The sequence below is a fragment of the Streptomyces sp. NBC_01314 genome, from assembly GCF_041435215.1.
Lineage (GTDB): Bacteria > Actinomycetota > Actinomycetes > Streptomycetales > Streptomycetaceae > Streptomyces.
In genome coordinates, this window is sequence record NZ_CP108394.1 from 6,474,940 (window position 1) to 6,498,016 (window position 23,077).

Here is a 23,077-nt window from a genome sequence, read left to right on the forward strand (position 1 = left end):
GACGGCGAGGAAACCATGGACATCCCCGACTTCACCGATGACGATCTGGCCCGCCTGGCGCTCTCCTCAAGGCTGCGGAGTCTCTCGGAATCGCTCAGGACGGCGGTCGCCGCGGAGGACCGCCCAGCTGCCGCGGACGGCGGAGGCGGCCTGACCGCCGAGCTCAGCTCGCTCCTCGCGGCCGAGGTCCCGCTGCTCAAGGATGCCATCGCGAGATATGCGAGGAGCCGTGGCGAGCACCCGCAGGACCTGCCGCCCGCCCCGGACGTCGACGCGGCGGGCGCCTTCCACCCGGCGGACCCGGCGGCCGAGGCCGCCGCAATCGACGCCTGGTACGCACTGCACGCGCAATTGGAACCGCTGGCACGCGTCCGCGACCCGTTCAGCCGACTGCTGAGCGGGCGCAGCCCCCTCCCGCAGGACTGCCTGATCTGCCGCAAGTACGCGGGCGAGCCGGTGCCGCCCTGGGCGGGCTTCGCCAAACCGCCCGGCGGGCACGTCATCGATGACGGAACCTGGCGGGTCGGACACGGCCCCACTCCGTACTGGCCGGCCGGGACCCTGCTGATCGAGTCCCGCCGGCACTTCCTGGACCACGCCGGTTTCGACGCCCACGAGGCCGCCACCTTCGGTCCGCTGGTCCAGCGACTCACGGATCCCCTGAAGGAGGCCACCGGAGCCCCCCGAATTCATGTCTTCTCCTGCATGGAGGGCACCAGGCACTTCCATACATGGCTGGTGCCCCGCACCGAGGGGAAGCAGAGCGGGCGGGGCTTTGTCGCCGACCCCGGACACTGCACCCCCGCCGAGGCCGAGGACGTCATCGGCCGTCTCAGGACGGCGCTCGCAGGCACGGTGGAGCAGCCATGACGGCGGGTGTGCACGCGGCCGACACCCTGGCACGCGCCACCGCACAACAACCCAGAGCCCGCATCCTGCTCGCACCGGTGCCCGTCAGCCCCACCAAACCGCTGACGCCAACCCACCTGAAGTACCTGCTCTCCCTCGACATGCTCCACAGGGCGACGGCCACGTTCGCCGATGTGACCTTCGTGTACCACCACACCGCGTTCGCCGGGAGCCGGCAGGTGGCCGGATTCTGGGAGTACCTCGACCGCTGCCACGCCAACGTGGCACACGAAGCCCTGAGCGAGGAAGAGATAGGCGAGCTGTACACCGCCTACAACCGGGCCGGGCCCGCACCGGAGGCCGACCTGTTACCGGTGGTCCGACGTGCCGAGGCAGGCTGGACCCACCCGGTGACGGCACGTCTCCTCGACATCTGGGAGGGCCACTACCGGCTGCTCGGTATGGCCGATCCCGGACTGGGCCGCACCGGCCCGGAGCCGGCCTCCGAGGCCGCCGTCCTGGATCTCCTAGCCAGCCGGAACCTGTGCATCGACGCACGGAGTCTGCAAGCGCCCGCCTATCTGGACGCCACCGCTGCGGGGCTGCCGCTGCGGGCCGTCACCAGCCCGGACGGGCAGGCCAACTACCTGCTCTACCTGCTCCGCCAGTTGGTGCCGCTCCTGGAAAGCCACGACCTGGTGGTACTGGCCCATGACGTCGACCTGCGCACCGACTACCAGACGCTGGCCCATGTGTTCACCTCGCTCGGCGCCACTGTCGTACGGTTCGAGGTCCCCCGGGTCCCGATCGACGGAGTCGTCCGGTCGACCAGGTTCGGTGGCTGGCAGGGCCACACCCTGGGGGCGTTCGCGGGTGCGCTGGTCGACGAGTTCGGTCCCGAGGTGTTCCAGCTCGGCCTGCGCCTGTATCTGGTGGCCGGTCTGGGCAGGACAGCTCGCTCGTCCTTCTCGCTGGGGCATCTTCGGCGATGGATGCGCCGTGCCGTCCGGCTGCTCGACGAGTCCGGCGGCCCCCTGCCCCTCGACGGCTCCGGGCACGGCACCGCCGGACGGTTTCTGGCTGCGAGGGCGGGACGGCGGCGCTACGCGGATCCGTACCTACTGGCCACCACCTTGCTGGGCCGCGATCCCGCCGTGCCCGCGGGCGAGCTGCTCCGCGTCGTCATGGGGTCACTCCCGGACCGCGGGGCTCCAACAGACATGGAGAGGTGACAAGGAATGCCCACCCCGACGCGCGGCACCGCCCTTCCGGAGCTCGCCGCGCAGGTGAACTTCTCCCACACCGTGGCCCGGGAGACGATCCACCGCCGCCACCTCACCGAGGTCTTCCTGACCGACGTGCTGCAGGCGGATGCGCAGAGCTTCGTGGCAGCCGCCTCGCTGCCCCCGGTGCATCCGCACTACACAGGCCGCACTCATGCGGCCGGGAGCCCTGATCCGATGCTCCTGCTGGAATGCTGCCGACAGGCCGAGACCTATGCCGCGCACGCCTTCTTCGGTGTGGAGACGGGCGCCGGTTTCATCCTGCGGAACTGGTCCCTCGAAGTCTCTCCGGAGGCCTTCGCCGCCGTGCCGTCCGGCTCGAATCAACTGTTCATGACGGCGGTTGCCGAGCGCCGCGGCCCTGCCGCGACCAGAGCGCACGGCATGGTCTACGAATTCCGGCTGTGGCTGGCCGACACCCAGGTCGGGCAGGTCCGGATGGACGTCGGCTACCTGGCCAAAGACGCCTACACCTCCGTCAGGTCGCGCAGGCGCGGGCACTTTCCGGCGATGTCGGACGAGCAGCCGACGGCCGGGGCGGGACAGCCGGTCGATCCGGCCAGGGTGGGGCGGACCAGAGCGATGGATGCCCTGTTGCGCGACGTCGGTGTCGCTCGGGGCGCCCTCACCGCGACCCTGCGCCTCGCCACGGACAACCCCAGCTACTTCGACCACCCGCAGGACCACGTCCCCGGAATGGTGCTGACGGAGGCGGCCCTTCAGATGGCAGTGCTGGCGCAGGAAGAGTGGGACGGCATCGCGCCACGCCTCGGCGCCATGGTCGCGGCGGAGTCGTCGTTTCTCTCATTCGCCGAGCTGGACGAGCCCGTCGTCCTCACGGCGGCGCGACCGTCGGGCGGCGGAGGCCGGGACGTGGCGTCGGACGGCCGTGAGCACGACCGAGCAGTCGAGGTGACTTTCTACCAGCGAGGGGCGGAGATCACCCGCACGAAGGTCGTCATGGCCACCAGCTTCCGCGCGCGGCCCACGAGTCCGGGGTTCCTCGGATGAGCGGCGCGGACCGTGCGGCGGTCGTCGCCGGCCTGGGCGGCTGGGTGCCGCGCACAGTGGTGACCAACGATGAACTCGCCGCCCTCCTGGACACCGACGACGAGTGGATCCGCACACGTACCGGCATCCGGCAGCGCCATGTGATCGCCCCGGGCGAGGCCACCGGCGACCTCGCCGTCGAGGCGGGGAGGCGGGCACTGGAGTCCGCCGGCCTGGTGGGCGTCGGTGCGCTGGTCCTTGCGACCAGCACACCGGACCGGCTGAGTCCGGCGACCGCGCCCGAGGTGGCGAGCCGACTCGGACTGGGCACGGTACCGGCCTTCGACGTGGCGGCCGTGTGCGCCGGCTTCGTCTACGCCCTCGCAGCCGGGGCGGGGCTGATCGCGACAGGAGTCGCCGAGAGCGTACTGGTCATCGGCGCCGACACCTTCTCCACAATTCTCGACCCGGCGGACCGAACGACCAGAGCAGTCTTCGGCGACGGGGCAGGGGCTGTCGTACTGCGGGCGGGATCCCTCGACCAGCCGGGGGCACTGCTGGGCCTGAGCCTCGGCAGCGACGGCAGCCGCAGCGACCTCATCGAGATTCCGGCGGGCGGCTCCCGGCAGCGGTCCACCAGCCTGCCGGCCAAGCCGGACGACACCTTTCTCACGATGCGCGGGCGAGCCGTTTTCGCCGAAGCGGTGCACCGGATGTCCGCTTCGGCGCGGGAGACCGCGGCACGGGCCGGGTGGCCGCTGGAAGAGATCAACCGGTTCGTGCTGCACCAGGCCAATGCCCGGATCGTCACGGCGACCGCTCACCGGCTCGCACTGCCCGCCGAGCGTTTCCTGTCCAACATCGACAGGGTCGGCAACACGGTCGCCGCCTCGATTCCGCTGGCGCTTTCCGACGGTGTCCTCTCCGGCGAGCTCAGGCCGGGACACCGCGTGGTTCTGGCCGGTTTCGGCGGCGGACTCGCATGGGGGTCGGTGGCCCTCGTCTGGCCGCACATTGCTCACCCCGGAAATCACATCCTCCCTGCACCACCAGCTGACCAGTCAGGAGCGCGAAAATGAACCAGTCACAGAAGATAATAGCTGATATCATGTCAGACCATTTCAAAGTGGACCGCCAACTGATTCACTCCGATGCGACGTTCGCGGACATCAGGTTCGACTCCCTGGTTCTCGTGGAGCTGGCGCTCGTTCTGGAGAACGAACTGGACATCAGGGTGGCGGACGGCGAACTGCACGACCACATGACCATCGCCGAAGCCGCTGAACTGGTGGCGGCGAAGAAGGCCGTGCTCTGATGACGGGCCCTGCACGTCCGTTCGAAGCGGCAATCACCGGGCTCGGGCTGGTCACCCCCGCCGGTATAGGAGTCAAGGAGAATTGGGACCGCCTGTTGTCGGGGGTCTCCTGTGCAGCCACCGACGAGGAACTGCGCGGTTCCCCGGTCGACTTCAGCTGCCGGGTGCCCGGATTCGATCCGGACGCCCTGCTCGGGGGATTCTCCGCCTGGCAGCTGGACCGGTTCGTACAACTGGCGATTGCCTCCTCCCGGCAGGCCGTCGAGGAGGCCGGCTGGGATCCCGCCACCTGGGACGGTGCCCGGGTCGGCGTCGTGCTCGGCAACTCGCTCGGCGGGATGCAGTCCCTGGAACAGCAGCACGGCAGCCTGCTGGAGAAGGGACCACGCAACGTCTCCCCTCTCCTGATCCCCAGATTCATGGTGAACATGGCCGCCGCACAGGTCGCGATCGACCTCGGAGCCCGGGGACCGAGTCTGGTCACGGCGACCGCCTGTGCCTCGGGGGCCACAGCGGTGGGCACGGCACGGGAACTTCTGCGCTCCGGGGCCTGCGATGTGGTGCTGGCCGGAGGGACCGAGTCCGCGCTGACCCCGCTGGTCATGGCCGGGCTCGGCAGGATGGGCGCGCTGTCCGGGCGCAGGCGGGAGCCGGAGCGGGCGTCCCGCCCCTTTGACGCCGACCGTGACGGATTCGTGGCCGCCGAGGGCGCGGGCGTCCTGGTCCTGGAGCGGATGGCCGACGCCCGGGCGCGCGGCGCGCGCATCCGGGCCGTCGTCCGGGGGTACGGCAGCTCCACCGACGCCTACCACCCCACAGCGCCCGATCCGCAAGGTCAAGGCATCGAACGCGCGCTCAGGGCCGCGCTGGCCGACGCGCAGCTCGGCTCCGCGGATGTGGATCACGTCAACGCGCACGGCACCGGGACTCCACTGAACGACGTCACCGAAGGGCGGTCACTCCACCGGGTGCTGGGCGCCCGGCCCCTGGTCACCTCGGCCAAGGGCGTCATCGGACACACGCTCGGCGCGGCCGGCGCCATCGAGGCCGCGTACACCGCGCTCGCCCTTGAACACAACATCGTTCCGCCGACAGCCAACCTGACCCGGCTTGATCCCGAGCTGGAGCTCGACGTGGTGAGCGGATCTCCCCGCAGCGCCCTGGTGGACGTCGCCGTGAGCACCTCGCTCGGCTTCGGCGGCCACAACGCGGCACTGGTGCTCACGACCGCCTGATCAGCACCCGCCCGGAACAACCCCCTTCCCATCTGGCGAACCATCACCCGGAGGTATTCATGAACCCCCTTCAGAAGATCCGCCTCGTCGCACTCGACAGTGACGGCGTACTGCTCAACGACACGTACAGCCCCGTCATCGAACGGTTCGTCACCCGGCACGGCGGCGAGTACACCGCGGCCGTCGAACGCGGAGTCTGGGGCTCCCCCCAACTGGCGGCCGGCCAGAACATGGCCCTTGCCTGCAAACTCCCGTGGTCGGCCAAGGAGACCATCGGGGCGTTCTTCAAGGAGCGCGAGGAATATCTCAGGGAGAACCCGGTCGAGTTGATCCCAGGCACCGAAGAACTCCTCGCCACCCTGCGGGAGGCCGGTGTCCGCGTCGTCTGCTACGGAGGACGCAACCGCGAGTACACCTTCGACACCCATCTCGGCCACCTCGCCGAGTACTTCGACAGCGAGATCCCCTACGTCGACGTCAACGACTTCCGGCCCGGTACCAAGGAGATCGTCCGGGACATCTTCGGCTACGAGTTCAACGAGGTCGTCTTCGTCGACGACATCAACCGCGTCGCCGAGGTCACCAAGAGTCTGGGAGCCGGATTCATCGGTGTACCGGCCTCCTTGCCCCACAACTTCCAGCGCGCGGAGATGGAGGCCACCGGCGTGCGGTACATGGTCGACGACATCCGGAAGATCGATGCCGGGCTCCTCAGGAAGGTGGACGAGGAGCTCGCCGCCGGCACCCTCTGGGCGGAGCCGGGCTCCCACCGTACGGCCGACCGCGCGGGGCGGGTGGCCGGATGAACGCGCCGGACACGCTTCCTACCACCCGGCTGGGCGTCGACGGCCCGCCCGTGGGAGTCCAGGGACTCGGCTGCATGGGTATGAGCGAGTTCTACGGCCCCAGCGACCCCAAGGAGTGCCTGAAGACCCTGGAACGGGCACTGGAACTCGGAGTCACTCTCTACGACACCGCCGACAACTACGGCCATGGGCAGAACGAGAGGCTGCTCGCCCCGTTTGTGCGAGCCCACCGCGACCGGGTACTGGTCTCCACCAAGTTCGGCCTGGTGCGGAGGGCGGACGATCCGCACTACCGGGGGATCGACAACTCTCCCGGATATCTCCGCACCGCGGTTGAAGGCAGCCTGCGGAGGCTCGGCACCGACACCATCGACCTCTGCATCGCCCACCGCCTCGACCCCCGGACACCCGTCGAGGACACCGTCGCCGAGATGGCCAAGCTGGTCGACGAGGGCAAGGTCCGCCTACTGGGTCTGTCCGAGGTGACGGGCGAGGAACTGCTCCGGGCAAACCGGGTCCATCCGATCGCCGCCGTGCAGTCGGAGTGGTCGCTGTTCTCCCGGGAGGTCGAGGCCGATGTCGTCCCGGTGGCCGCCGAGTTGGGAGTGGTCCTCATGGCCTACTCACCCTTGGGGCGGGGATTCCTCGCCGGGGGGTTCACCAGCGCGGACCAGCTCTCCGCCAACGACTACCGCCGGACGATGCCCCGCTTCACCGGGGAGAACGCCCAGCGCAACACCGCGATCCTGGCGCCACTCCACCAGATCGCCGCGGCCGGCGGGGCAACAGTGGCTCAGATCGCCCTGGCCTGGCTCCACCACCGGTCCGCCGTCCACGGATTACCGGTTGTGCCCATCCCCGGGACGCGCAGCCCCGCGCGGGTGGAGGAGAACACCGCGGCCGCGACCCTCGTCCTCGGAGCCGATGAACTCGCGGTCCTGGAGCCCATGGCAGCTCAGGTCTCCGGCTCCCGTCTCATCGGGCTGAACTTCACCCCGCAGTCAGAGTCTGACCGCAGCGGTTGCCCGGCATGAACGAGTACGTGCCCAGCGACTGATGGCGCAGCTGGGCGGACTGTCCCCCGACTCCGCGCGGGGTAATCGGCGGACAGTCCGCCGACTACCCCGCGGAGGAGGTGTTGATCTGCGCGGCGAGCGCCGTTCACGGCCACCGCGTACTACCGAGTCAGTAGGGCCTGTGCGGCACTCCACGGAGGGATGTGAACGCGGCTTCCCCGAACCGGCACCGGGGTTCGTCCTGCCCCACCATGACGGCATTCACGCTGCAGTCAGTGATCAGGGGTGCGCAGCCCGGCCAGCAGGATAACGAGCAGGTGTTCGGTTCGGTGGAGTGAGGCGCTGCTTGTGCGAGTGAGGAGCTGGTAGAGGACGGAGCCGACGAGAGCGTCAGCAACAACTTCCACGTCGACGTCGGCGCGGAATTCGCCACCCGTCACTCCCGCGCGCAGGCAGCCCACGACGGCCTCGTGCTGCGCGCGGGTGTGGTCCCGATAGAGGCTTTCGGCGTCGTGCGGGCTCTCGGCTGCGGCAGCGGTCAAGGCCAGGATCATGGCCGCATGGCGCGGGTCGCCGACCGATGCGGCGTAGGCCCCGAACCAGGCGGTCAGCTGTTGGGCGGCGCCGTCGGTGGTCGGCCGGAGGGGTAGGCGGATGCCGGGCGCGGCAGTGAGGAAGCTGTGCAGGACGGCATCGCCGACGAGGGCCGCTTTGGAGGACCAGCGGCGGTAGAGCGTGGGTTTGCCGACGCCGGCTGCGGCAGCGACCTTCTCCATCGACAGGCCGGCATAGCCGTCGCGCAGGAGAACCTCCCGCGCCGCGTCGAGGATGGCCTCGTCCCTGGCCGCATCCCGGGGCCGCCCAGGCCGCCGCACCTCATCCATAGCCGCCCATCCTACGAGAGGTACACTCCACAATTACGAAACGTATCGTAACGCTATATAGGAGGTGTCCGTGGGTGCAAACGTGGTCGTCGTCATCGGTGTGGGCGGCATGGGGCAGGCCATCGCCCGGCGCCAGGGCAGCGGCAACAAGCTACTGCTCGCCGACTTCAACGGGGAGACTCTCGCTTCCGTCGCGGATCTCCTGCGCGGGCAGGGACACGACATCGTCACGCAGACGGTGGACGTCTCCTCACGCTCTTCCGTCGCCGCTCTTGCGGACGCGGCGGCCCGGCTCGGTCCTGTCGTCCAGGTCGTGCACACTGCGGGCCTCTCTCCCGTCCAGGCCCCCGCCGCCGCTGTCCTGAAGGTGGACCTGCTCGGTACGGCGTTGGTCCTGGAGGAGTTCGGTCGGGTCGTCGCGCCCGGCGGAGCCGGCCTGGTGATCTCCAGCATGGCCGGTCACATGCTGCCCGTCCCCCTGAGCGCGGAGCAGGAGCAGGCTCTCGCCCACACGCCCGCCGACGATCTGCTGGACCTGCCCTTCACCGATCCGGAGGTCGCGGGACAGAGTGCCTATCCGCTGGCCAAGTACGGCAACCGGCTGCGGGTCCAGGCCGCCAGCGCCTCCTGGGGCGAGCGGGGAGCCCGGATCAACTCCATCAGCCCCGGCGTGATCGCCACCCCCATGGGACAGCAGGAACTCGACGGCGACAGCGGCCAGATCATGCGTGCCATGATCTCCGCGTCGGGAACCGGCCGGCTGGGCACTCCCGACGACATCGCCGAGGCCGCCGCCTTCCTGCTGGGCCCCGGCGCCACCTTCATCACCGGCAACGACCTGCTCGTGGACGGCGGTGTCGTCGCGGCCATCCGCGCCGGCCGTCTCACTCCGGTCGCCTGACTCGGAGGACCGGGGCGCAGCGCCCCTCCTGGGCCCCGGCCCTCGTCCGCCGCCTCACCGAATGACCACCAACTCTCGGCCGGCCCGCAAGTGCCCGTATATATGAGGAGAAACCATGAGCCTGGTTCCGCCCCCGTTCGACCCCGAACTCGCCGCCGTTCTGGAGGTTGTCGCCGAGACGCTTCCTTCCACCTTCACGATCGACATGGTGCCCGCGATACGCCAGGGCATCGCGGCGGCCAGGCCAGGTCCGGAGGCGCTGGACCAGGACGGGTTCTTCGAGGTGGAGGACCGGATCGTGCCGGGCCCCGAGGGCGCGCCCGACATCTCGCTGCTGATCGGCCGCCCAGCCGCGTCCGCCGGTGTTCGCCCGGTCTTCTACCATGTCCACGGCGGTGGAATGGTCCTCGGCGACAACCGGACCGGGGTCGACATGGTGCTCGGCTGGGCGCGGGAGCTGGACGCGGTGGTGGTGTCCGTGGAGTACCGCCTGGCGCCCGAGAACCCGTACCCGGCTGCGATCGAGGACGTCTACGCCGGTCTGGTGTGGACGGCGGAGCACGCGCAGGAGATCGGCGGCGACGCTGAGCGGATCGTCATCGCGGGTGCCAGTGCGGGCGGCGGCCTGACCGCGGCGCTGGCCCTGCTGGCCCGGGACCGCAAGGGTCCGCAGCCGATCGGGCAGCTGCTGATGTGCCCGATGCTGGACGACCGCAATGACACGGTGTCCAGCCGCCAGATGGCGGGCCTGGGCGTGTGGGACCACGCCTCCAACGAGATGGGCTGGACCGCGCTGCTCGGCGACCGGCGCGGCGGCCCGAACGTGCCCGCCTACGCCGCTCCGGCCCGGGCCGAAGACCTGTCCGGGCTCCCTCCGGCCTTCCTGGACATCAGTTCCGCAGAGACATTCCGGGATGAGACCGTCGCGTACGCCTCGCGGATCTGGCAGGCCGGCGGGGTCGCCGAACTCCACGTGTGGCCCGGCGGTTTCCACGGCTACGACATGATGGCACCGCACGCCGAGGTGTCCCAGGCGACCCAGGCGGCACGACTGCGGTGGCTGGGCCGGCTTCTCGGGGAGTGAGGAACCGCGCAGCTCACCGCGCCATGAACGGATGAGAGAGCTTGCCGGGCACCTGACCGCCCGGCCCCGGACGCCCGGTGCCGCGTCCAGGACGGGGCGGTCGGACCTCCCGCCCATCCGTAACGGCGATGAGCGCGTTTCGCTCCTCGCGGACGATCCGCCACATGATCCTTCGGTCAGAAAGGGTCAGGGCGGGCATGCCGGTGATCTCCGCGACCCGGGCGCGGGCCGCTCGGTGTCATCGGCGTCGTAGGCCGGTCTGCGCCGCCCGCTGCACGTCTTCGAGCAGGCTGCTGACGCCGTGTATCCCCTCGACGGCCCGGCCCAGGGGGTGGGCGCGCCGGGCGGATGCCTCGGCCTCGTCGCGCACCAGGGACAGGCTGTCGGGCAGCCTGTAGGCGGCGGCCCGTTCGCGCCACTGTGCCAGCGCGCACCGGGTCTGCGCTTCCTTCGCCTGGGCCAGCCTGTCCTCTTCGCACGCGTGGGCACGGGCGTCCTGCTCGGACACCGCGCACTGCGCGCGGACGGTCTGCGCCTGCCACGCGGCCCGGGACAGCTCGTGCGGGAACTGGTCGGCGATCTGATCCACCAGCGCCGCGTACTGCGTGAACCGGGCCGCGGTACGCGCATACAGCGCTGCCACCAGCTCGAAGCGGTCGTCGCATTCGCGCTGGGCCGCGGTGGCCTCCCGCTGGGCCGCGGCGCGCCGGGCTTCCCTTCCGATGTGCGAGGCCACCGGTGCGCTGGCGCGCACCGCCTGCGGCGGCCGGCCGACAAGAGGACCGCAGCGGTAGGTCCCATCAGTGCCGATCAGCAGTTCCGGCCTGCCGGTGGTCTCCGTGTCATCGGCGGTGGGCGCGTACCCGATGCGCTTCAAGACGGCCTCGGCCACCTCGCCCAGCCTGTGGCCGGGCACGATCGTCAGGAGGGAAGCGAGATTGTCCTTTGGGGGAAGTTCCGGTCCCGAGGGCCCCACCCAGTCAGCCCTCGTCGCTGGCCACGCCCTGCGGTGACAGCTGTGCGGAGAGCAGGCTGACGGCCGCCATGGCGGCTTCCACCGCGTTCCGGCCCGGCCCGGTGGGCAGGGCACCCGGGCGCCAGTCGACGGCCACGGCGAAGCAGTCGCCCTCGTCGGCCGTCTGAAGCCACGCCGGGCCCGGCAGCGTCGGCAGCTTCCCGCTGCCCCACAGCCGGGCCTGCTTGGCCGCCTGGGCTGCGGCCTGCCGGGCCGCAGCGGCCTGGTGCCGGTAGTGCTTGGCTCGCTGCCGGGCACGACTGGAGGCGGCGGCTGCAACGGTACTCACGCGCTTGCCCAGGGCGGCGGCATCACGGACCGTCGCGGTGAACTCCCCATCCTGTCCCCAGGGCGTGTTCATCGAGACCGGGCCGCACAAGCACGCCATCCAGCAGACGTTCTTCCTGTATGTCTACGAGCCGGGCGGCAACCGTGTCGAGCTGTGCAACCCGCTCACCCGGCTCGTCCTCGCCCCCGACTGGCCGCTCGTCACCATCGAGTCCTTCCACACGCACGGCACACCGCCGGTCGGCTGAGGGGACACGCTGTAGACCGGACGCGGCTCAACTGCCACCAAGATCATTGACGGAATGTTGACCCTCCTGAACGGCTACCCGCGTCTGGCTACGAGGTCTGCTCCCCGAACGCCCGCCGCACCTGCTCCGCGATCAACGGGTACACCTCGCGCGCCTTGGCCTCATCCTGGACGTCGTAACCGTGGTCGGCGCCGGTGACGTCGTGATGGCCGACCAGCGATCCGGCCCTGCGGAGCCGGTCGGCGTAGGCCACGCCCTCGGCCTTGAGGAGGTCGTACTCGGCGGTGATGACGAAGGCCGGCGCGATGCCCTTGAGGTCGGCGGTGTCCGAGGGATGCGCGGGCGAGACCAGACGGTCGCCCCGTTGCTTCGGATCCGGGACGTACGCGCTGTCGAAGACGTCCGCCATCCACGGGCGCAGTACCGGCTTGGGGATCGCGGCCCGCTTGTCGCGGCCGGCGGTGGCGAGGTCGAGCGGCGCATAGTGCAGGACCTGGAGGGCGATCGACGGGCCGCCCTCCTCCAGCGCCTGGCGGGCCGCCGCCGTCGCGAGGGCGCCGCCCGCGCTCTGGCCGCCCACGGAGAGCCGCTCGCCGTCCCAGCCGTGTGCGCCCCCGTGCTCGGCGACCCACCGGACGACCTCGAAGGCCTGCCGGGGCGGCGCGGGGAACGGGTGCTGCGGGGCGACCACGTAGTCCACGTTGAGCACGGCCACACCCGCCTCGACGGCTATGCACCGGCACAGCGCGTCGTCCAGCTCGATCTGCGGCATGACGTAGCCGCCGCCGTGGAAGTTGACGTGGACCGGCGGGGGCGGGGCACCCTCGGTGCCGGCGGGCAGGTACAGCACGGCGCGAGCGGGGCCGACCTCGGTCGGGATGGTCAGCTCACGCTTGGTGCACGTGTACTCGGGCAGACGGGCGAACCACGAGGCCTGTGAACCCCGCCCGCTTGCACGGCTGTTCGCCAACACTGCAACACGTTGCATGGCCTTGGCCACGAAGGCGGCTACCGCCGGACGGGCGAGAAGGGGCACGGGAGTCTCCGATCGGTCCGAGAGCGCTCGACCGCCACCGGGAGCGCACCTTGATTGAGGAGAACAATAATCAGGAATCCTGTCAATCAATGACCGATCTTACCGAGCCTCTGCTGTTTCGGCCACCGCGAGTCCGATGGACTTACTTGAGTCAGGCAACAAGGCGGTAAGGAGATCCCTGCTCGGTCGAGTTCATCCGGGCCATCACGCCGACAGGGTTGTGTACCGGCCAACGCGACGACGAGGCAGTCCGCCTCCGGGTCGGCCGCTTCCGTCGGCGGCACGGCGGTCTGCCTCTCCCGGGTGCCTCCGAAGTGGTTTTCGCGCGACGCCGCCTGCCTCCTCGACGCTCCCACCCGCAAGACCGGCAGCTCATTCACCAAGCACGTCGACCCGCCAGGGAGTCGATGATTCTCATGTAAGTGCCGAAGTCAACCTCCGATTCATCGGCATGATCGCGATCTTGCCTTGATCATCCAGTGGGCGCGTGGGCGAGTCGGTGCCGATGGCGGTCGCGAAATTACTTCACCTCGATACCTACCAACTAGTTGGGAGCTTGTGCTCTACTGTGCCCACCCGATGGCGGAAACATGCCGTTCACCGCCCGGTATCCCCGCAGCAAAGGTGCTTCGAGAGGTGTTCCCATGCCGCACCAGCCTCTGATTCCAGCCACACCCGCCAGAGCGGACCGCTCCCCAGGCCCGTACAAGATCGCCGTACTCGGCGGTCTCGCTTCCTATTTGGACGCTGCCACGATCGTCTCGACGGCGGTCTCCCTCGTCCTGTTCCAGTTCGCGTTCGGGCTCACCCCGCTGACGATCGGCATCCTCTCCGGACTGCTGACCGTGACCATCGCGATCGGTGCCGCGATCGGCGGCCGACTCGGCGACCTCGTCGGTCGCAAGCGGGTCTACACGCTCGATCTGCTGGTGTTCACCGTCGGCGTCGCGGTGCTCTTCAGCGCGGTCAACACGCCCATGCTGTACGTCGGAGTGATCATCGCCGGCCTCGCCATGGGCGCCGACCTGCCGACATCACTCGCCCTGATCGCCGAGAACTCGCCCGACGGTCTCAAGGGCCGCATGGTGAGTGTCACCTCGCTGCTGTGGTTGGGCGGCGTCGTGGTCGTCTCCCTGATGGCCGGAGTCGTCGCGCCGTACGGAGTGACCGGCGCCCGGATCCTCTACGCACACGTCCTCGTGGTGGCGATCGTCACCTGGTTCCTGCGCCGCTCGCTGCACGAGTCCACCGAGTGGCAGGCGGCACGCGCCCCCGGAAAGGCGGAGGCGCTTGGTGCCGAGCGTTCGATGCGTGCCCTGCTGCACCCGAAGCTGCTGGTGCCGCTGCTGGTCACCGCCCTGTACTGCGCCTTCTGGAGCTTCACCGCGAACACCATCGGTGCCTTCCTGGGCTTCCTCTACGTCAACGTCGCGCACGTCTCCCTCAGCCAGGCCTCGCTGCTGGGGCTGGTGTCCGTGCCCTTCACCCTGGTGAGCGCGTTCGTCTTCCTCAAGGTTGCGGACTCCCGGGCCCGCCGCGCGTTCTTCGTCTTCGGCTCGGTGGTCCAGATCGTCGCCTGTGCGGCACCACTGGTCATGGGGTTCACCTCCGTGTCGTTGTTCCTGCTGGGCACCGGCTTCGGCATCGGCGGAGCGTTCGCCGGCGAGGGGATCTACAGGGTGTGGTCGCAGGAGTTCTTCCCGACCCTGTTGCGCGGGACGGCCCAGGGGATCACCCATGGCATCACCCGGGGTCTGGCCGCCGGCTTCGCCGTCATCACCCCGACGATCGCCGTCAGCAACCCACGACTGCTCGTCGCGCTGCTCGTCGCTTTCCTCGTGGTCAGCGGACTGATCGGCGCTCTCGCCGTCCCCGCTCTCGAACGCTCCCGGCGCACCGCGCCGTGGGACCGGGAACCCGCCGGGAACGACACGACCGTCGCCGACCCGGTCGGCGTGCCCGGCACCGCCTGACCGTATCCCGTTCGTACAACGCACCCAACGGAGCAATTCTCTCGTGATCGACAACCTGGCGGCCCAGCCCCCCGGAACCGACCATCGATCGCCGGCCCACATCCCCGGAGTCCCGCGGGACACGGCCTGGCGCGCACACTGGATCGGCCCCCACACCCCGGACCACGGGCCGGGACCCGCGGGGTTCGGGCCGCCAGACACGCGTGGCCCCTTCGGTCGCTACCTGTTCCGTACGACGTTCACCCTCGACGCGGTGCCGCAGGCCATCCCGGCCAGAATCACCGCCGACTCCCGTTACGTCGTCCACCTCAACGGCCGGGAAGCGGGCCGAGGCCCGGTGCGATCGCAGCCCCGGCGCCTGGCGTACGACACCCTCGACCTCGCACCGCTCGCCCGCGCCGGCGAGAACACCCTGGTCGTCCTGGTCACCTACTACGGCAAGGCCAACTCCTTCTGGCAACCCGCCGCCGCCAACGGCGCACTCGGCAGGGACGCCGTCCTGGTCCTCGAGGCCGACCTCGGCGACCGGCTGCTGGTGACGGACGACACCTGGCGGATACTGGCCTCCGGTGCCTGGCACAGCGCGGAGGCAGAAGGGATGGACGGCATCCCCGTCGAGTGCCTCGACGCACGCCTGCTGCCCTCGGACTGGAAGTCGGGGGCGCCCGACTCCGACTGGCAGAAGGCACGCATCGTGCCCGCACTCCATCTCGGCTCACTGGCCCGCTCGACACCGCCCGCCGATCCCTACGGGCCGCTGCGGCCCCGCCCGATCGGCCCGCTCGGCGGCGACACCGTCACCCCGGTGCGCATCGCCGTGTCACCGCCCGCCGCCGTACCAGACGACCCTCATCCGGTCGGACATGTGCGGACGTATCTGTCCACGCCGGACCTGCCGGAACCCGTGGCCACCTCCCTTCCCCTCACGCTCACTCCCGGCACCGGTCGTGCCCACCACGTGGTCGTCGACATGGGCCGGATCGTCTGCGGCTTCGTGCGCCTCGACCTGACCGCTCCCTCCGGGACGCAGGTCGACCTCATGTACCGCGAGACGCCCCACGCGCCCGGCGCGAACGACCCCTTCTCGGCCCCCAACACCGGTGCCCGGTACATCGCCCGCGGCCACGACGACCGCTTCGAGGCGTGCGAGGTGAACGGCTTCCGCTATCTGCACGCCCTCGTCACCTCGGACGGACCGGTCCACATCGACGCGGTCGCCGTCCGCGAACACCTCTACCCGCGCGCCGGAGCGGCGTACTTCCGCAGTAGCGACCCCGAACTCGACGCCCTGTACACCGCCGGGGTGCGCACCGTCGCTCTCACCTCGCACGACGCCTTCGTCGACTGCCCCACTCGGGAGCAGCGCGCCTGGGTGGGCGACGCCGTGGTCCACCAGATGGTGCAGCTCGCCACCTCCACCGACTGGCGCCCGGCCTGGCACTACCTCGACCTGGCCAACTCGCCCCGCCCGGACGGCATCCTGCCGATGAGCGTCGTCGGGGAGATCGAACAGGGCGGCGGCACCACCATCCCCGACTGGTCCCTGCACTGGCTGCACGGCGTACACAACCTCTACCGCCACGGCGGTGAGCACGAACGCGACCGCCTCGCCGAACTCGCCCCCACCGCCCGGCGGATCCTCGCCTGGTACCTGCCGTTCCGGACGGACGACGGGGTGCTGAGCGATCTGCCGGAATGGAACCTCGTGGACTGGTCCAGCGTGTTCACCACGGGAACCAGCTCCATCGTCACCGCGCTGTGGGCGCGCGGCCTGCGCGAGTACGCCGAGATCAGCACCCTGCTGCGCAACGACGGCGAGGCCTCCTGGGCCCGACGGCACTGGGAAAGGGCGCGCAAGGGGTACGAAATGTTCTGGGACGAGCGTCGCGGCACCTACGTCGATCACCTGCTGATCGGTGTCCAACAGCCCCCGGCCTCCCAGATCGCCGGCGCCGCCGCCATCGCGTCCGGGCTGGCCCCCGCGACCCGTCACCACCGGATCATCGACCGGATCATGGACCCCGGCCGGCTGGTCACCCGCTCCTGGATCGGTGGGGAGGGCGGCTACGACGCGGAGAAGATCCACGACGAGATGCGCGGCGTGCGGCGCATCGACTGGGACCCCGAGGAACAGGTCGTCCGGGCCCAGCCCTTCCTCAGCTACCTGGTCCACGACGCCGCGGCCCTCACCGGGCGGGTCCCCGAACTGGTCGGTGCGCTGCGGCGCTGGAGCCGCTTTCTGCACGACGGTTACGACACGTTCGGCGAGTGCTGGGGGTGGGGCACCCCCGCCCACGGCTGGAGTTCCACTCCGGCACGCGACCTCATGACATACGTCCTGGGCGTCAGCCCGGCCGAACCCGGTTTCGGACGAGCCCGCGTCACCCCCGCCTACGGTGTCGTGGAACGCGCCGAGGGCGCGGTACCGACGCGCGACGGACTGCTGCACGTGGCCTTCGACTCGTCCGGCGTCGAGGTCGACAGCCCCGTGCCGCTCACTCTCCGGCTCCCCAGTGGGCAGGAACGCTCATGCGGAACCGGGCACACGCGTGTGCCCTTCATCTGATGCGAGGAACTCAGGAAGATCGTCCGCCCGGCGGCTCGCCGGGCGGACGATCCGTCAGGGCCGGGCCGCCTCGCACAGCAGGCGCAACTGCCGAATCACCGTGACCGGATCCACCGCGTCCGGGCTCACCAGCCACTGGTTCTCCGCCCCCTCGCCCACGGCCAGGACGAGCGCCGCGAACGCCTCCGGGTCCACGTCAGAACGCAGTTCACCGGCGTCCACCGAGCGCCGTACGGCATCCGCCAGCGCGCCACGCAACGTCGCGTACCGCCGGGCGACCCACTCCCTGGCCGGGTGCTCCTCGCCCGAGGCCTCCGCGGTGAGGATGTGCGCGAGCTGGACCATTGCCCGGTCTCCGACGGCCCGAGCGGTGAACGTGTCCATGTTCTCCAGGACCTCCAGCAGCGTCATCCCCAGCTCGGGCTCGGCGACCTGCAACTCGGCGTCCCGATGCTCCAGAAGCGCCAGCAGTACGGCCTGCTTGCTCGGGTAGTAGTGGAGCAGCCCGGCCCGCGTCAGCCCTGCCGCCTCCGCGATGTCATTGAGGCTTCCCGCGCGGAAGCCCCGTGCGGAGAACACTTCCAGTGCCGCTACGAGAATGCGCTCGCGCCCGTCGCCTGAGCCGCGGATGCGGCCGTTGCTGCCCATTCGTCCATAGTAGTGAGGCTGATCACTTCCTCCATTACCGGGGCTCACGTCATGTCGGCGGAACACCGGCCCACGGGCCTGGCCGCTGAAGCCCGTCACCCTCGGGCGGCAGGCGCGCCAAGGAGGTTGATGCGGCGGCCGGTGTGCGGAACTACGGAGTAGTGGAGAAGTTCCTGACCGCGGCCCAGGCCGACCAGGGGGCCGGGACTGCGTGGAGCGTCTCCTGCTGCTGATCGCGAACGGCAAGCTCGACACCCAGCCGGTGGCGCCCCGCGTCGGATGCGTAGGGCGTGGTCAGAACCGCAGCAGGTCCGCGGCGGCGAGGCTGAGGACGCCGTCGCGCCATGTCAGGCCGCGCTGCCCGACTCCGATGACGGTCGCGCCCGCCGCGGCTCCGGCCTTCGCCCCCGCGGAAAGTGTCCGTCACCGTTATCCCGGGCAGGGGGACCTGCGGTCGTCCAAGGCCTCGCACGTGTGCGGCCCGGGCTCACCTTGCGATGTGAGCCCGAAGCCTGGGTGTGGGTGTGTCAGGTGTTGGTGTCGTCGTGGGCGAGGTTGGCGCCGAGTTCGCGGGAGGCTTCGGCCTGGGCGAGGAGTTCGCGGGCTTTGGCCTCCACGCCTTGGATGGCGTCGGCGTCGGCGCCGGCGACGAAGCGCTGGAGGGGCTTGTCCTGGTCGGTGAGGGTGAGCAGGGCGCGGGCGAGTTTGGCGGGGTCGCCGCTCTGCTGGCCGTTCATGCTCTTCCATGCGGTGATGGTGGCGGTGGTGCGTTCGGCGTAGTCGTCGATGGTCGGTTCGGGCCAGGTGGTGGAGGCGTCGACGAGGAGTTCGGTGCGGAAGAAGCCGGGTTCGACGACGGTGGTGTGGATGTTGTAGGGCTCGACGTCGTAGTGCAGGGCCTGTTCTTCCGGGGGTCTGGCAGTACCCCTTTCAAGGAGGAAGAGGGGCAGAGTCCGCCGTACGGTGGGTGCATGGACCGCAGCACCGAGATCCGTGAGTTCCTGCGCACCCGCCGGGCCCGGGTCACCCCCGAGCAGGCCGGCCTCGCCCCGCACCCGGGCGCCCGTCGGGTGCCGGGGCTGCGCCGCGAGGAGGTCGCCCAGCTCGCCGGGGTCAGCGTCGACTACTACGTCCGCCTGGAGCGGGGCCGAACCCAGGGCGTCTCCCAAACCGTCCTGGATGCCGTAGCCCGCGCCCTGCAGCTGGACGACACCGAACGTGCCCACCTCTTTGACCTCGCCCAGCCCACCGCGGCCCGCGCACGGAGCCGGCGGCCACTGGCGCCGCAGCGCGTGCGCCCGGCCGTGTACCGGGCGCTGGACGCGCTCGCCGTCCCCGCCATGGTGCAGGGGCGGCGCATGGACATCCTGGCGGCGAACCGACTCGGTTACGCCCTCATCGCGGACTTCCAGGCCCGGCCCCACCGTGAGCGCAACGCCGCACGCTTCGTCTTCCTCGACGAGGCCGCCCCCGCGTTGTACACCGACTGGGAACGGGTCGCCGGGGACTGTGTGGCCACGCTGCGCCTGTACGCCGGACGCCATCCCGACGACCCGCAGCTCACCGAGCTGATCGGCGAGCTGTCCCTGCACAGCGACACCTTCCGCCGTCTGTGGGCCGACCACGACGTCCTCGCCCACACCACCGGCAGTAAACGGCTCCACCACCCGCTCGTCGGCGACCTCACCCTCGAGTACGTCGTCCTCGCCGTCGAAGGCGACGCAGACCAGAACCTCATCATCTACACCCCCGAACCCGCGTCCCCCTCCGCCGAGGCCATCGGCATCCTCGCCAGCTGGACCAACGCCCCCACTGCCGCATCACTCGCCCCCGAACAGGCACACAAACCAGCCGACTGACCATCGCAAGGCGACTGCGCCACCGTGCTGCGAGGCCTCGATACTGCCGATGCCATCGCGCCGCCATGAGCGCCGACACTTTCGATGTCGCCGTGGGGAGCACTGTTTTGCCCCGGACGAACGGGAGCCCAGAGGTCAAGGCCGTCGCCGACGAGGCCGGCGCCCCCGGCGCAGGTGGCCCTGGCCTGGCTGCTGGCCCAGGGCGACGACATCGCCCCGATCCTCGGTACCAAGCGCGTCGAAGAGAACACCGCCGCCGACGGCATCGAACTGAGTGCCGACCAGCTCGCCAAGCTCGACAACCTCACCCCGGCAGCCGGCAGCCGGCAACAGCCACAACGAGGCGGGCAAGCGGCTCCTGGAACGCTAATCTCACCCATCCGATGCCCCGCGCCGCGTCTGGCTGGCTGGCTGGTGATCCCAGCCCGCGTAGCGGCACCATGAAGGAGAATGATGCGAGAGCACCCCGCGCAGGAACAGCAAGAAGCGAGCCCTCAGACTCAGGCGCGCGTCCGGGACAGCTTCGCCCGCCAGGGCCTAATGCGCCACCTCGGCGCTGAGATCACCGAAATTGCCCCGGGCCGTGTTCGTATCGTCCTGCCAAGCCGACCCGAAGTGACCCAGCAGCACGGCTATATCCACGCTGGCGCCACCAGCGCCATTGCGGATAGTGCCGGCGGCTATGCCGCACTCACCCTGTTCCCCGAGAACAGCGAAGGCCTCACCGTCGAGTACAAGCTCAACCTCCTCTCGCCCGCCCTTGGCGATCAGATCGAAGCGGTGGGCACGGTCTTGAAGTCAGGACGTACGCTCACCGTGTGCCGACTGGAAGTGTTCGGAATACGCGACGGGCAGGCCAAGCTCGTCGCGACCGGTCAGCAAACCATGATCCGCGTGGACACCCTTGCACCGTAGACGAGCGGCGGATACAGCAAGGCAGATTGCCTTACGTCGTGGTTCACTGCGCCTCCTTTTGCCTGCGAGGCTTGGGGCCTGGCTGGATGGGCTGGCGGTACGCTCTGCGCTGGGTGTCTTCGCGCGAGGCTCGGAGCAGCTGGAGGGTGAGATCAAACCTTCGATCTCTCCAGTCCGTCCGGCCTGGGCGCGGGCTCTGCGGGCGATGAGGCCGGCTTCGAGGTCGTCGAGCCGGTTGATCATCTTCGGGCGGACCTGAAGCACCGGGCATCGACGCAGGCTTCTCCGAACTGCATCAGGGCATGAGTCAAGCTCATCATCCCGGCGGGCCGAGACCGGCCGCCGTACCCGATAGAGCCCAGGCATGACATCACTCAACCGAGTTCGGGCAACGGCTGCAACTCCCCTCGCAGACATGCAATCTACGAATCGTCGCAGTTCAGAGCCAGTCAACGAGCTACTGCGGTCGGTAAGGCCGAGGCTGAATCAGGCCTGACTCGAGGCGAGTTCAACAACAGTGATGTCCGAGGGCGCGCCTACGCGGACCGGCGGGCCCCAGGCTCCGGCGCCGCGGCTGACGTAGAGCTGGGTGTCGCCGTAGCGTTCCAGGCCGGCGACCGTCGGGTTCGCGAGTTCGGCGATGAGGCTGCCGGGCCACAGCTGGCCGCCGTGGGTATGGCCGGACAACTGGAGATCGACGCCGTGACGCACAGCGTCGTGGATGACGACGGGCTGATGGGCGAGGAGGACGGCGGCGCGGGAGCGGTCGCGGTCGCCGAGGGCCCGGGTGAAATCAGGGCCCTGGCCCTCATCCGTGCCGGCCAGGTCGTTGACACCCGCCAGGTCGAAGCCCGGCATTTCCGCGCGGGCGTTCTCCAGCGGCCGCAACCCCAGGTCCCGCACTTTCTCGACCCATTGCTCGGCGCCGGAGAAGTACTCGTGGTTGCCGGTGACGAAGAACGCTCCGTGGCGCGCTCGCAGCTGTGAAAGGGGTTCGGCGGCCCGGCCGAGGTCCTCGACGCTGCCGTCTACCAGGTCGCCGACGACAGCGATGAGGTCGGGCTGGGTGGCGTTGATCGTGTCGACGACACGCTGGGCGAAACCGCGGCCCAGAACCGGGCCGAGGTGGATGTCGCTGACCAAGGCGATCCTGAACCCGTGTGCGCTGCGGGGGAGTTTGGCCAGCGGAACCGTGAGGCGCTTCACCTTGGGGCCGCGGAGCACGCTGTACGTACCACGGCCGACGGTGCCGACGGCGACGGCCGCAGCGGTACCGCCCACGACGCGGGAGACGAACAGACGACGCGAGGTAGTCGCCGTTCCGGAGCGCGGCGGGGATCCGGCCTCAGGCGTACGCGGGCGCTCCGCCACGGTTTCGGGTGCCGCGATGTCCGGAGCGACGGTTCCGGACCCGCCGTGCGCGTCCGTCACCAGCCTGGGCTGCGCGGAGGCGACGAGTTCCGGGTTCCGATCTGCCCTGGACCCGCCGGGCTGGGCGGCGGCAGTCCCCACCGCCACTGGGGTGTCCTCGTGCGTGCCGGTGTCCCGTCGTACGAGGAGGCGCCGCAGCACAGGTCGGACGGCCTCGCCCGCGAGCAGTGCGAGCACGAGGTACAGGAACAGCGCCATCCACAGGTATCCGGGCCAGGCAAGGCTCCGTTCGAGGAGGAACGGGGCTCTCGTCTCGGCTGCCAGGGCGCCGACGGTCAGCAGCGGCCCGGCCACGAAGACAGAGCTTCCGGCCCGCCGCAGGAGCGAGCCCGGGAGTGTCGTGTCGCGTACGAGACGGCGCCAGGCGTACAGGTGAAGCGCGCCGAACGCCGTCAGCAGGGCGATCCAGACGAGGGGGATGACGATGACCACGGCTGGGCGCAGTCCTTCCTTGAGACGTTCATGGGACGCATGGCTCCCACGACGACGTGTGACCGACTGCGCCTGACGACCGGTCGGGCGGTGCCCGTCACAGCCCGCGGAGCGACGACCCGTCAGCGGTCCCCGACATGTCAGGCAGCGTGCTGCAGGAACTCACGGATCTCGGTGCTGCGGTCCATGCACCCACCGTACGGCGGACCTCTGCCCCTCTTCCCCGGCGAAAGGGGTACTGCCAGACCCCCCGAAGAACAGACCCCCGTACGGGCGCCCGCGCGAGGTCCGCCGGTGGTTGTC

At 70.0% G+C, this 23,077-nt stretch carries 22 protein-coding genes and 1 pseudogene; 16 read left to right on the forward strand and 7 right to left on the reverse strand.

Features of this window, described 5'->3' with window-relative positions:
• Positions 1–15 precede the first annotated feature (15 nt).
• Genes OG622_RS28735 through OG622_RS28770 form a run of 8 tightly spaced genes read left to right on the forward strand, consistent with a single transcriptional unit; the run spans position 16 to position 7,512 of the window.
• Positions 16–870: an HIT family protein gene (locus tag OG622_RS28735; protein ID WP_371579512.1), complete on the forward strand. Its 855-nt coding sequence runs from the start codon at positions 16–18 to the stop codon at positions 868–870.
• Complete coding sequence (locus OG622_RS28740; RefSeq protein ID WP_371579513.1) at positions 867–2,081, forward strand: hypothetical protein; 1,215 nt, start codon at positions 867–869, stop codon at positions 2,079–2,081. The genes OG622_RS28735 and OG622_RS28740 overlap by 4 nt, the downstream gene beginning before the upstream one ends.
• 6 nt (positions 2,082–2,087) lie before the next feature.
• The gene (locus OG622_RS28745) at positions 2,088–3,143 is read left to right on the forward strand and encodes an AfsA-related hotdog domain-containing protein (protein WP_371579514.1); all 1,056 of its coding nucleotides are present in this window, start codon (positions 2,088–2,090) and stop codon (positions 3,141–3,143) included.
• Positions 3,140–4,201: a beta-ketoacyl-ACP synthase III gene (locus OG622_RS28750; RefSeq protein WP_371579515.1), complete on the forward strand. Its 1,062-nt coding sequence runs from the start codon at positions 3,140–3,142 to the stop codon at positions 4,199–4,201. The genes OG622_RS28745 and OG622_RS28750 overlap by 4 nt, the downstream gene beginning before the upstream one ends.
• Entirely contained in the window at positions 4,198–4,437 is a 240-nt protein-coding gene (locus OG622_RS28755; protein WP_371579516.1) for a phosphopantetheine-binding protein, read from the forward strand. Before OG622_RS28750 ends, OG622_RS28755 begins: the two co-directional genes overlap by 4 nt.
• Positions 4,437–5,672 carry a beta-ketoacyl synthase gene (locus OG622_RS28760; RefSeq protein ID WP_371579517.1) on the forward strand — a complete coding sequence of 412 codons (1,236 nt, stop codon included), beginning with the start codon at positions 4,437–4,439 and terminating at the stop codon, positions 5,670–5,672. Before OG622_RS28755 ends, OG622_RS28760 begins: the two co-directional genes overlap by 1 nt.
• A gap of 59 nt (positions 5,673–5,731) precedes the next feature.
• Entirely contained in the window at positions 5,732–6,478 is a 747-nt protein-coding gene (locus tag OG622_RS28765; protein WP_371579518.1) for an HAD family hydrolase, read from the forward strand.
• A complete protein-coding gene (locus tag OG622_RS28770; RefSeq protein WP_371579519.1) occupies positions 6,475–7,512 on the forward strand; it encodes an aldo/keto reductase in 1,038 nt (345 codons plus the stop codon). Before OG622_RS28765 ends, OG622_RS28770 begins: the two co-directional genes overlap by 4 nt.
• 254 nt (positions 7,513–7,766) lie before the next feature.
• On the opposite strand, the gene OG622_RS28775 is transcribed toward OG622_RS28770, so the two are convergent.
• Positions 7,767–8,378 (reverse strand): TetR/AcrR family transcriptional regulator, encoded by a 612-nt coding sequence (locus tag OG622_RS28775; RefSeq protein WP_371579520.1) that lies wholly within the window; start codon positions 8,376–8,378, stop codon positions 7,767–7,769.
• Between the two features lie 70 nt (positions 8,379–8,448).
• Between OG622_RS28775 and OG622_RS28780 the strand changes: the two genes are divergently transcribed.
• Positions 8,449–9,279 carry an SDR family oxidoreductase gene (locus OG622_RS28780; protein WP_371579521.1) on the forward strand — a complete coding sequence of 277 codons (831 nt, stop codon included), beginning with the start codon at positions 8,449–8,451 and terminating at the stop codon, positions 9,277–9,279.
• Between the two features lie 115 nt (positions 9,280–9,394).
• Entirely contained in the window at positions 9,395–10,363 is a 969-nt protein-coding gene (locus OG622_RS28785) for an alpha/beta hydrolase (protein ID WP_371579522.1), read from the forward strand.
• Between the two features lie 238 nt (positions 10,364–10,601).
• Here OG622_RS28785 and OG622_RS28790 read toward each other — a convergent pair whose 3' ends face one another.
• Positions 10,602–11,279 (reverse strand): hypothetical protein, encoded by a 678-nt coding sequence (locus OG622_RS28790; RefSeq protein WP_371579523.1) that lies wholly within the window; start codon positions 11,277–11,279, stop codon positions 10,602–10,604.
• 64 nt (positions 11,280–11,343) lie between these two features.
• Positions 11,344–11,667 (reverse strand): hypothetical protein, encoded by a 324-nt coding sequence (locus OG622_RS28795; protein ID WP_371579524.1) that lies wholly within the window; start codon positions 11,665–11,667, stop codon positions 11,344–11,346.
• A 61-nt stretch (positions 11,668–11,728) separates the two neighbouring features.
• Between OG622_RS28795 and OG622_RS28800 the strand changes: the two are divergent.
• Positions 11,729–11,914: pseudogene (locus OG622_RS28800) on the forward strand (catechol 2,3-dioxygenase); the annotation flags it as partial.
• 88 nt (positions 11,915–12,002) lie between these two features.
• On the opposite strand, the gene OG622_RS28805 reads toward OG622_RS28800, so the two are convergent.
• Complete coding sequence (locus tag OG622_RS28805) at positions 12,003–12,950, reverse strand: alpha/beta hydrolase (protein WP_371579525.1); 948 nt, start codon at positions 12,948–12,950, stop codon at positions 12,003–12,005.
• A gap of 644 nt (positions 12,951–13,594) precedes the next feature.
• Between OG622_RS28805 and OG622_RS28810 the strand changes: the two genes are divergently transcribed.
• Together OG622_RS28810 and OG622_RS28815 are read left to right on the forward strand one after the other, a co-directional pair.
• Positions 13,595–14,923 (forward strand): MFS transporter, encoded by a 1,329-nt coding sequence (locus tag OG622_RS28810; RefSeq protein WP_371579526.1) that lies wholly within the window; start codon positions 13,595–13,597, stop codon positions 14,921–14,923.
• A gap of 43 nt (positions 14,924–14,966) precedes the next feature.
• A complete protein-coding gene (locus OG622_RS28815; protein ID WP_371579527.1) occupies positions 14,967–17,489 on the forward strand; it encodes a family 78 glycoside hydrolase catalytic domain in 2,523 nt (840 codons plus the stop codon).
• 54 nt (positions 17,490–17,543) lie between these two features.
• Here the strand turns inward: OG622_RS28815 and OG622_RS28820 are convergent, their stop codons facing one another.
• Together OG622_RS28820 and OG622_RS28825 are read right to left on the reverse strand one after the other, a co-directional pair.
• On the reverse strand, positions 17,544–18,137 hold the full coding sequence (locus OG622_RS28820) for a TetR family transcriptional regulator (RefSeq protein ID WP_371579528.1): 594 nt from the start codon (positions 18,135–18,137) through the stop codon (positions 17,544–17,546).
• A 527-nt stretch (positions 18,138–18,664) separates the two neighbouring features.
• Positions 18,665–19,192: a hypothetical protein gene (locus OG622_RS28825; RefSeq protein WP_371579529.1), complete on the reverse strand. Its 528-nt coding sequence runs from the start codon at positions 19,190–19,192 to the stop codon at positions 18,665–18,667.
• Here OG622_RS28825 and OG622_RS28830 point away from each other — a divergent pair.
• The 3 genes from OG622_RS28830 (at position 19,109) to OG622_RS28840 (ending at position 20,911) form a co-directional block, all read left to right on the forward strand.
• Positions 19,109–19,996 carry a helix-turn-helix transcriptional regulator gene (locus tag OG622_RS28830; protein WP_371579530.1) on the forward strand — a complete coding sequence of 296 codons (888 nt, stop codon included), beginning with the start codon at positions 19,109–19,111 and terminating at the stop codon, positions 19,994–19,996. The genes OG622_RS28825 and OG622_RS28830 overlap by 84 nt on opposite strands.
• A 174-nt stretch (positions 19,997–20,170) precedes the next feature.
• Positions 20,171–20,440 carry a hypothetical protein gene (locus OG622_RS28835; RefSeq protein ID WP_371579531.1) on the forward strand — a complete coding sequence of 90 codons (270 nt, stop codon included), beginning with the start codon at positions 20,171–20,173 and terminating at the stop codon, positions 20,438–20,440.
• 9 nt (positions 20,441–20,449) lie between these two features.
• Positions 20,450–20,911 (forward strand): PaaI family thioesterase, encoded by a 462-nt coding sequence (locus OG622_RS28840; RefSeq protein ID WP_330293710.1) that lies wholly within the window; start codon positions 20,450–20,452, stop codon positions 20,909–20,911.
• A gap of 486 nt (positions 20,912–21,397) precedes the next feature.
• On the opposite strand, the gene OG622_RS28845 is transcribed toward OG622_RS28840, so the two are convergent.
• Positions 21,398–22,768: a metallophosphoesterase gene (locus tag OG622_RS28845; RefSeq protein WP_371584249.1), complete on the reverse strand. Its 1,371-nt coding sequence runs from the start codon at positions 22,766–22,768 to the stop codon at positions 21,398–21,400.
• Positions 22,769–23,077 lie beyond the last annotated feature (309 nt).

What these genes read in the sequence shown, in the direction of transcription:
- OG622_RS28740 (WP_371579513.1), top strand. Translation starts at nt 867, where the DNA reads ATGACGGCGGGTGTGCACGCGGCCGACACCCTGGCACGCGCCACCGCA.
- OG622_RS28735 (WP_371579512.1), top strand. Translation starts at nt 16, where the DNA reads ATGGACATCCCCGACTTCACCGATGACGATCTGGCCCGCCTGGCGCTC.
- OG622_RS28760 (WP_371579517.1), top strand. Translation starts at nt 4,437, where the DNA reads ATGACGGGCCCTGCACGTCCGTTCGAAGCGGCAATCACCGGGCTCGGG.
- OG622_RS28770 (WP_371579519.1), top strand. Translation starts at nt 6,475, where the DNA reads ATGAACGCGCCGGACACGCTTCCTACCACCCGGCTGGGCGTCGACGGC.
- OG622_RS28830 (WP_371579530.1), top strand. Translation starts at nt 19,109, where the DNA reads ATGGACCGCAGCACCGAGATCCGTGAGTTCCTGCGCACCCGCCGGGCC.
- OG622_RS28775 (WP_371579520.1), bottom strand. Translation starts at nt 8,378, where the DNA reads ATGGATGAGGTGCGGCGGCCTGGGCGGCCCCGGGATGCGGCCAGGGAC.
- OG622_RS28745 (WP_371579514.1), top strand. Translation starts at nt 2,088, where the DNA reads ATGCCCACCCCGACGCGCGGCACCGCCCTTCCGGAGCTCGCCGCGCAG.
- OG622_RS28765 (WP_371579518.1), top strand. Translation starts at nt 5,732, where the DNA reads ATGAACCCCCTTCAGAAGATCCGCCTCGTCGCACTCGACAGTGACGGC.
- OG622_RS28755 (WP_371579516.1), top strand. Translation starts at nt 4,198, where the DNA reads ATGAACCAGTCACAGAAGATAATAGCTGATATCATGTCAGACCATTTC.
- OG622_RS28840 (WP_330293710.1), top strand. Translation starts at nt 20,450, where the DNA reads ATGCGAGAGCACCCCGCGCAGGAACAGCAAGAAGCGAGCCCTCAGACT.
- OG622_RS28810 (WP_371579526.1), top strand. Translation starts at nt 13,595, where the DNA reads ATGCCGCACCAGCCTCTGATTCCAGCCACACCCGCCAGAGCGGACCGC.
- OG622_RS28750 (WP_371579515.1), top strand. Translation starts at nt 3,140, where the DNA reads ATGAGCGGCGCGGACCGTGCGGCGGTCGTCGCCGGCCTGGGCGGCTGG.
- OG622_RS28820 (WP_371579528.1), bottom strand. Translation starts at nt 18,137, where the DNA reads ATGGGCAGCAACGGCCGCATCCGCGGCTCAGGCGACGGGCGCGAGCGC.
- OG622_RS28785 (WP_371579522.1), top strand. Translation starts at nt 9,395, where the DNA reads ATGAGCCTGGTTCCGCCCCCGTTCGACCCCGAACTCGCCGCCGTTCTG.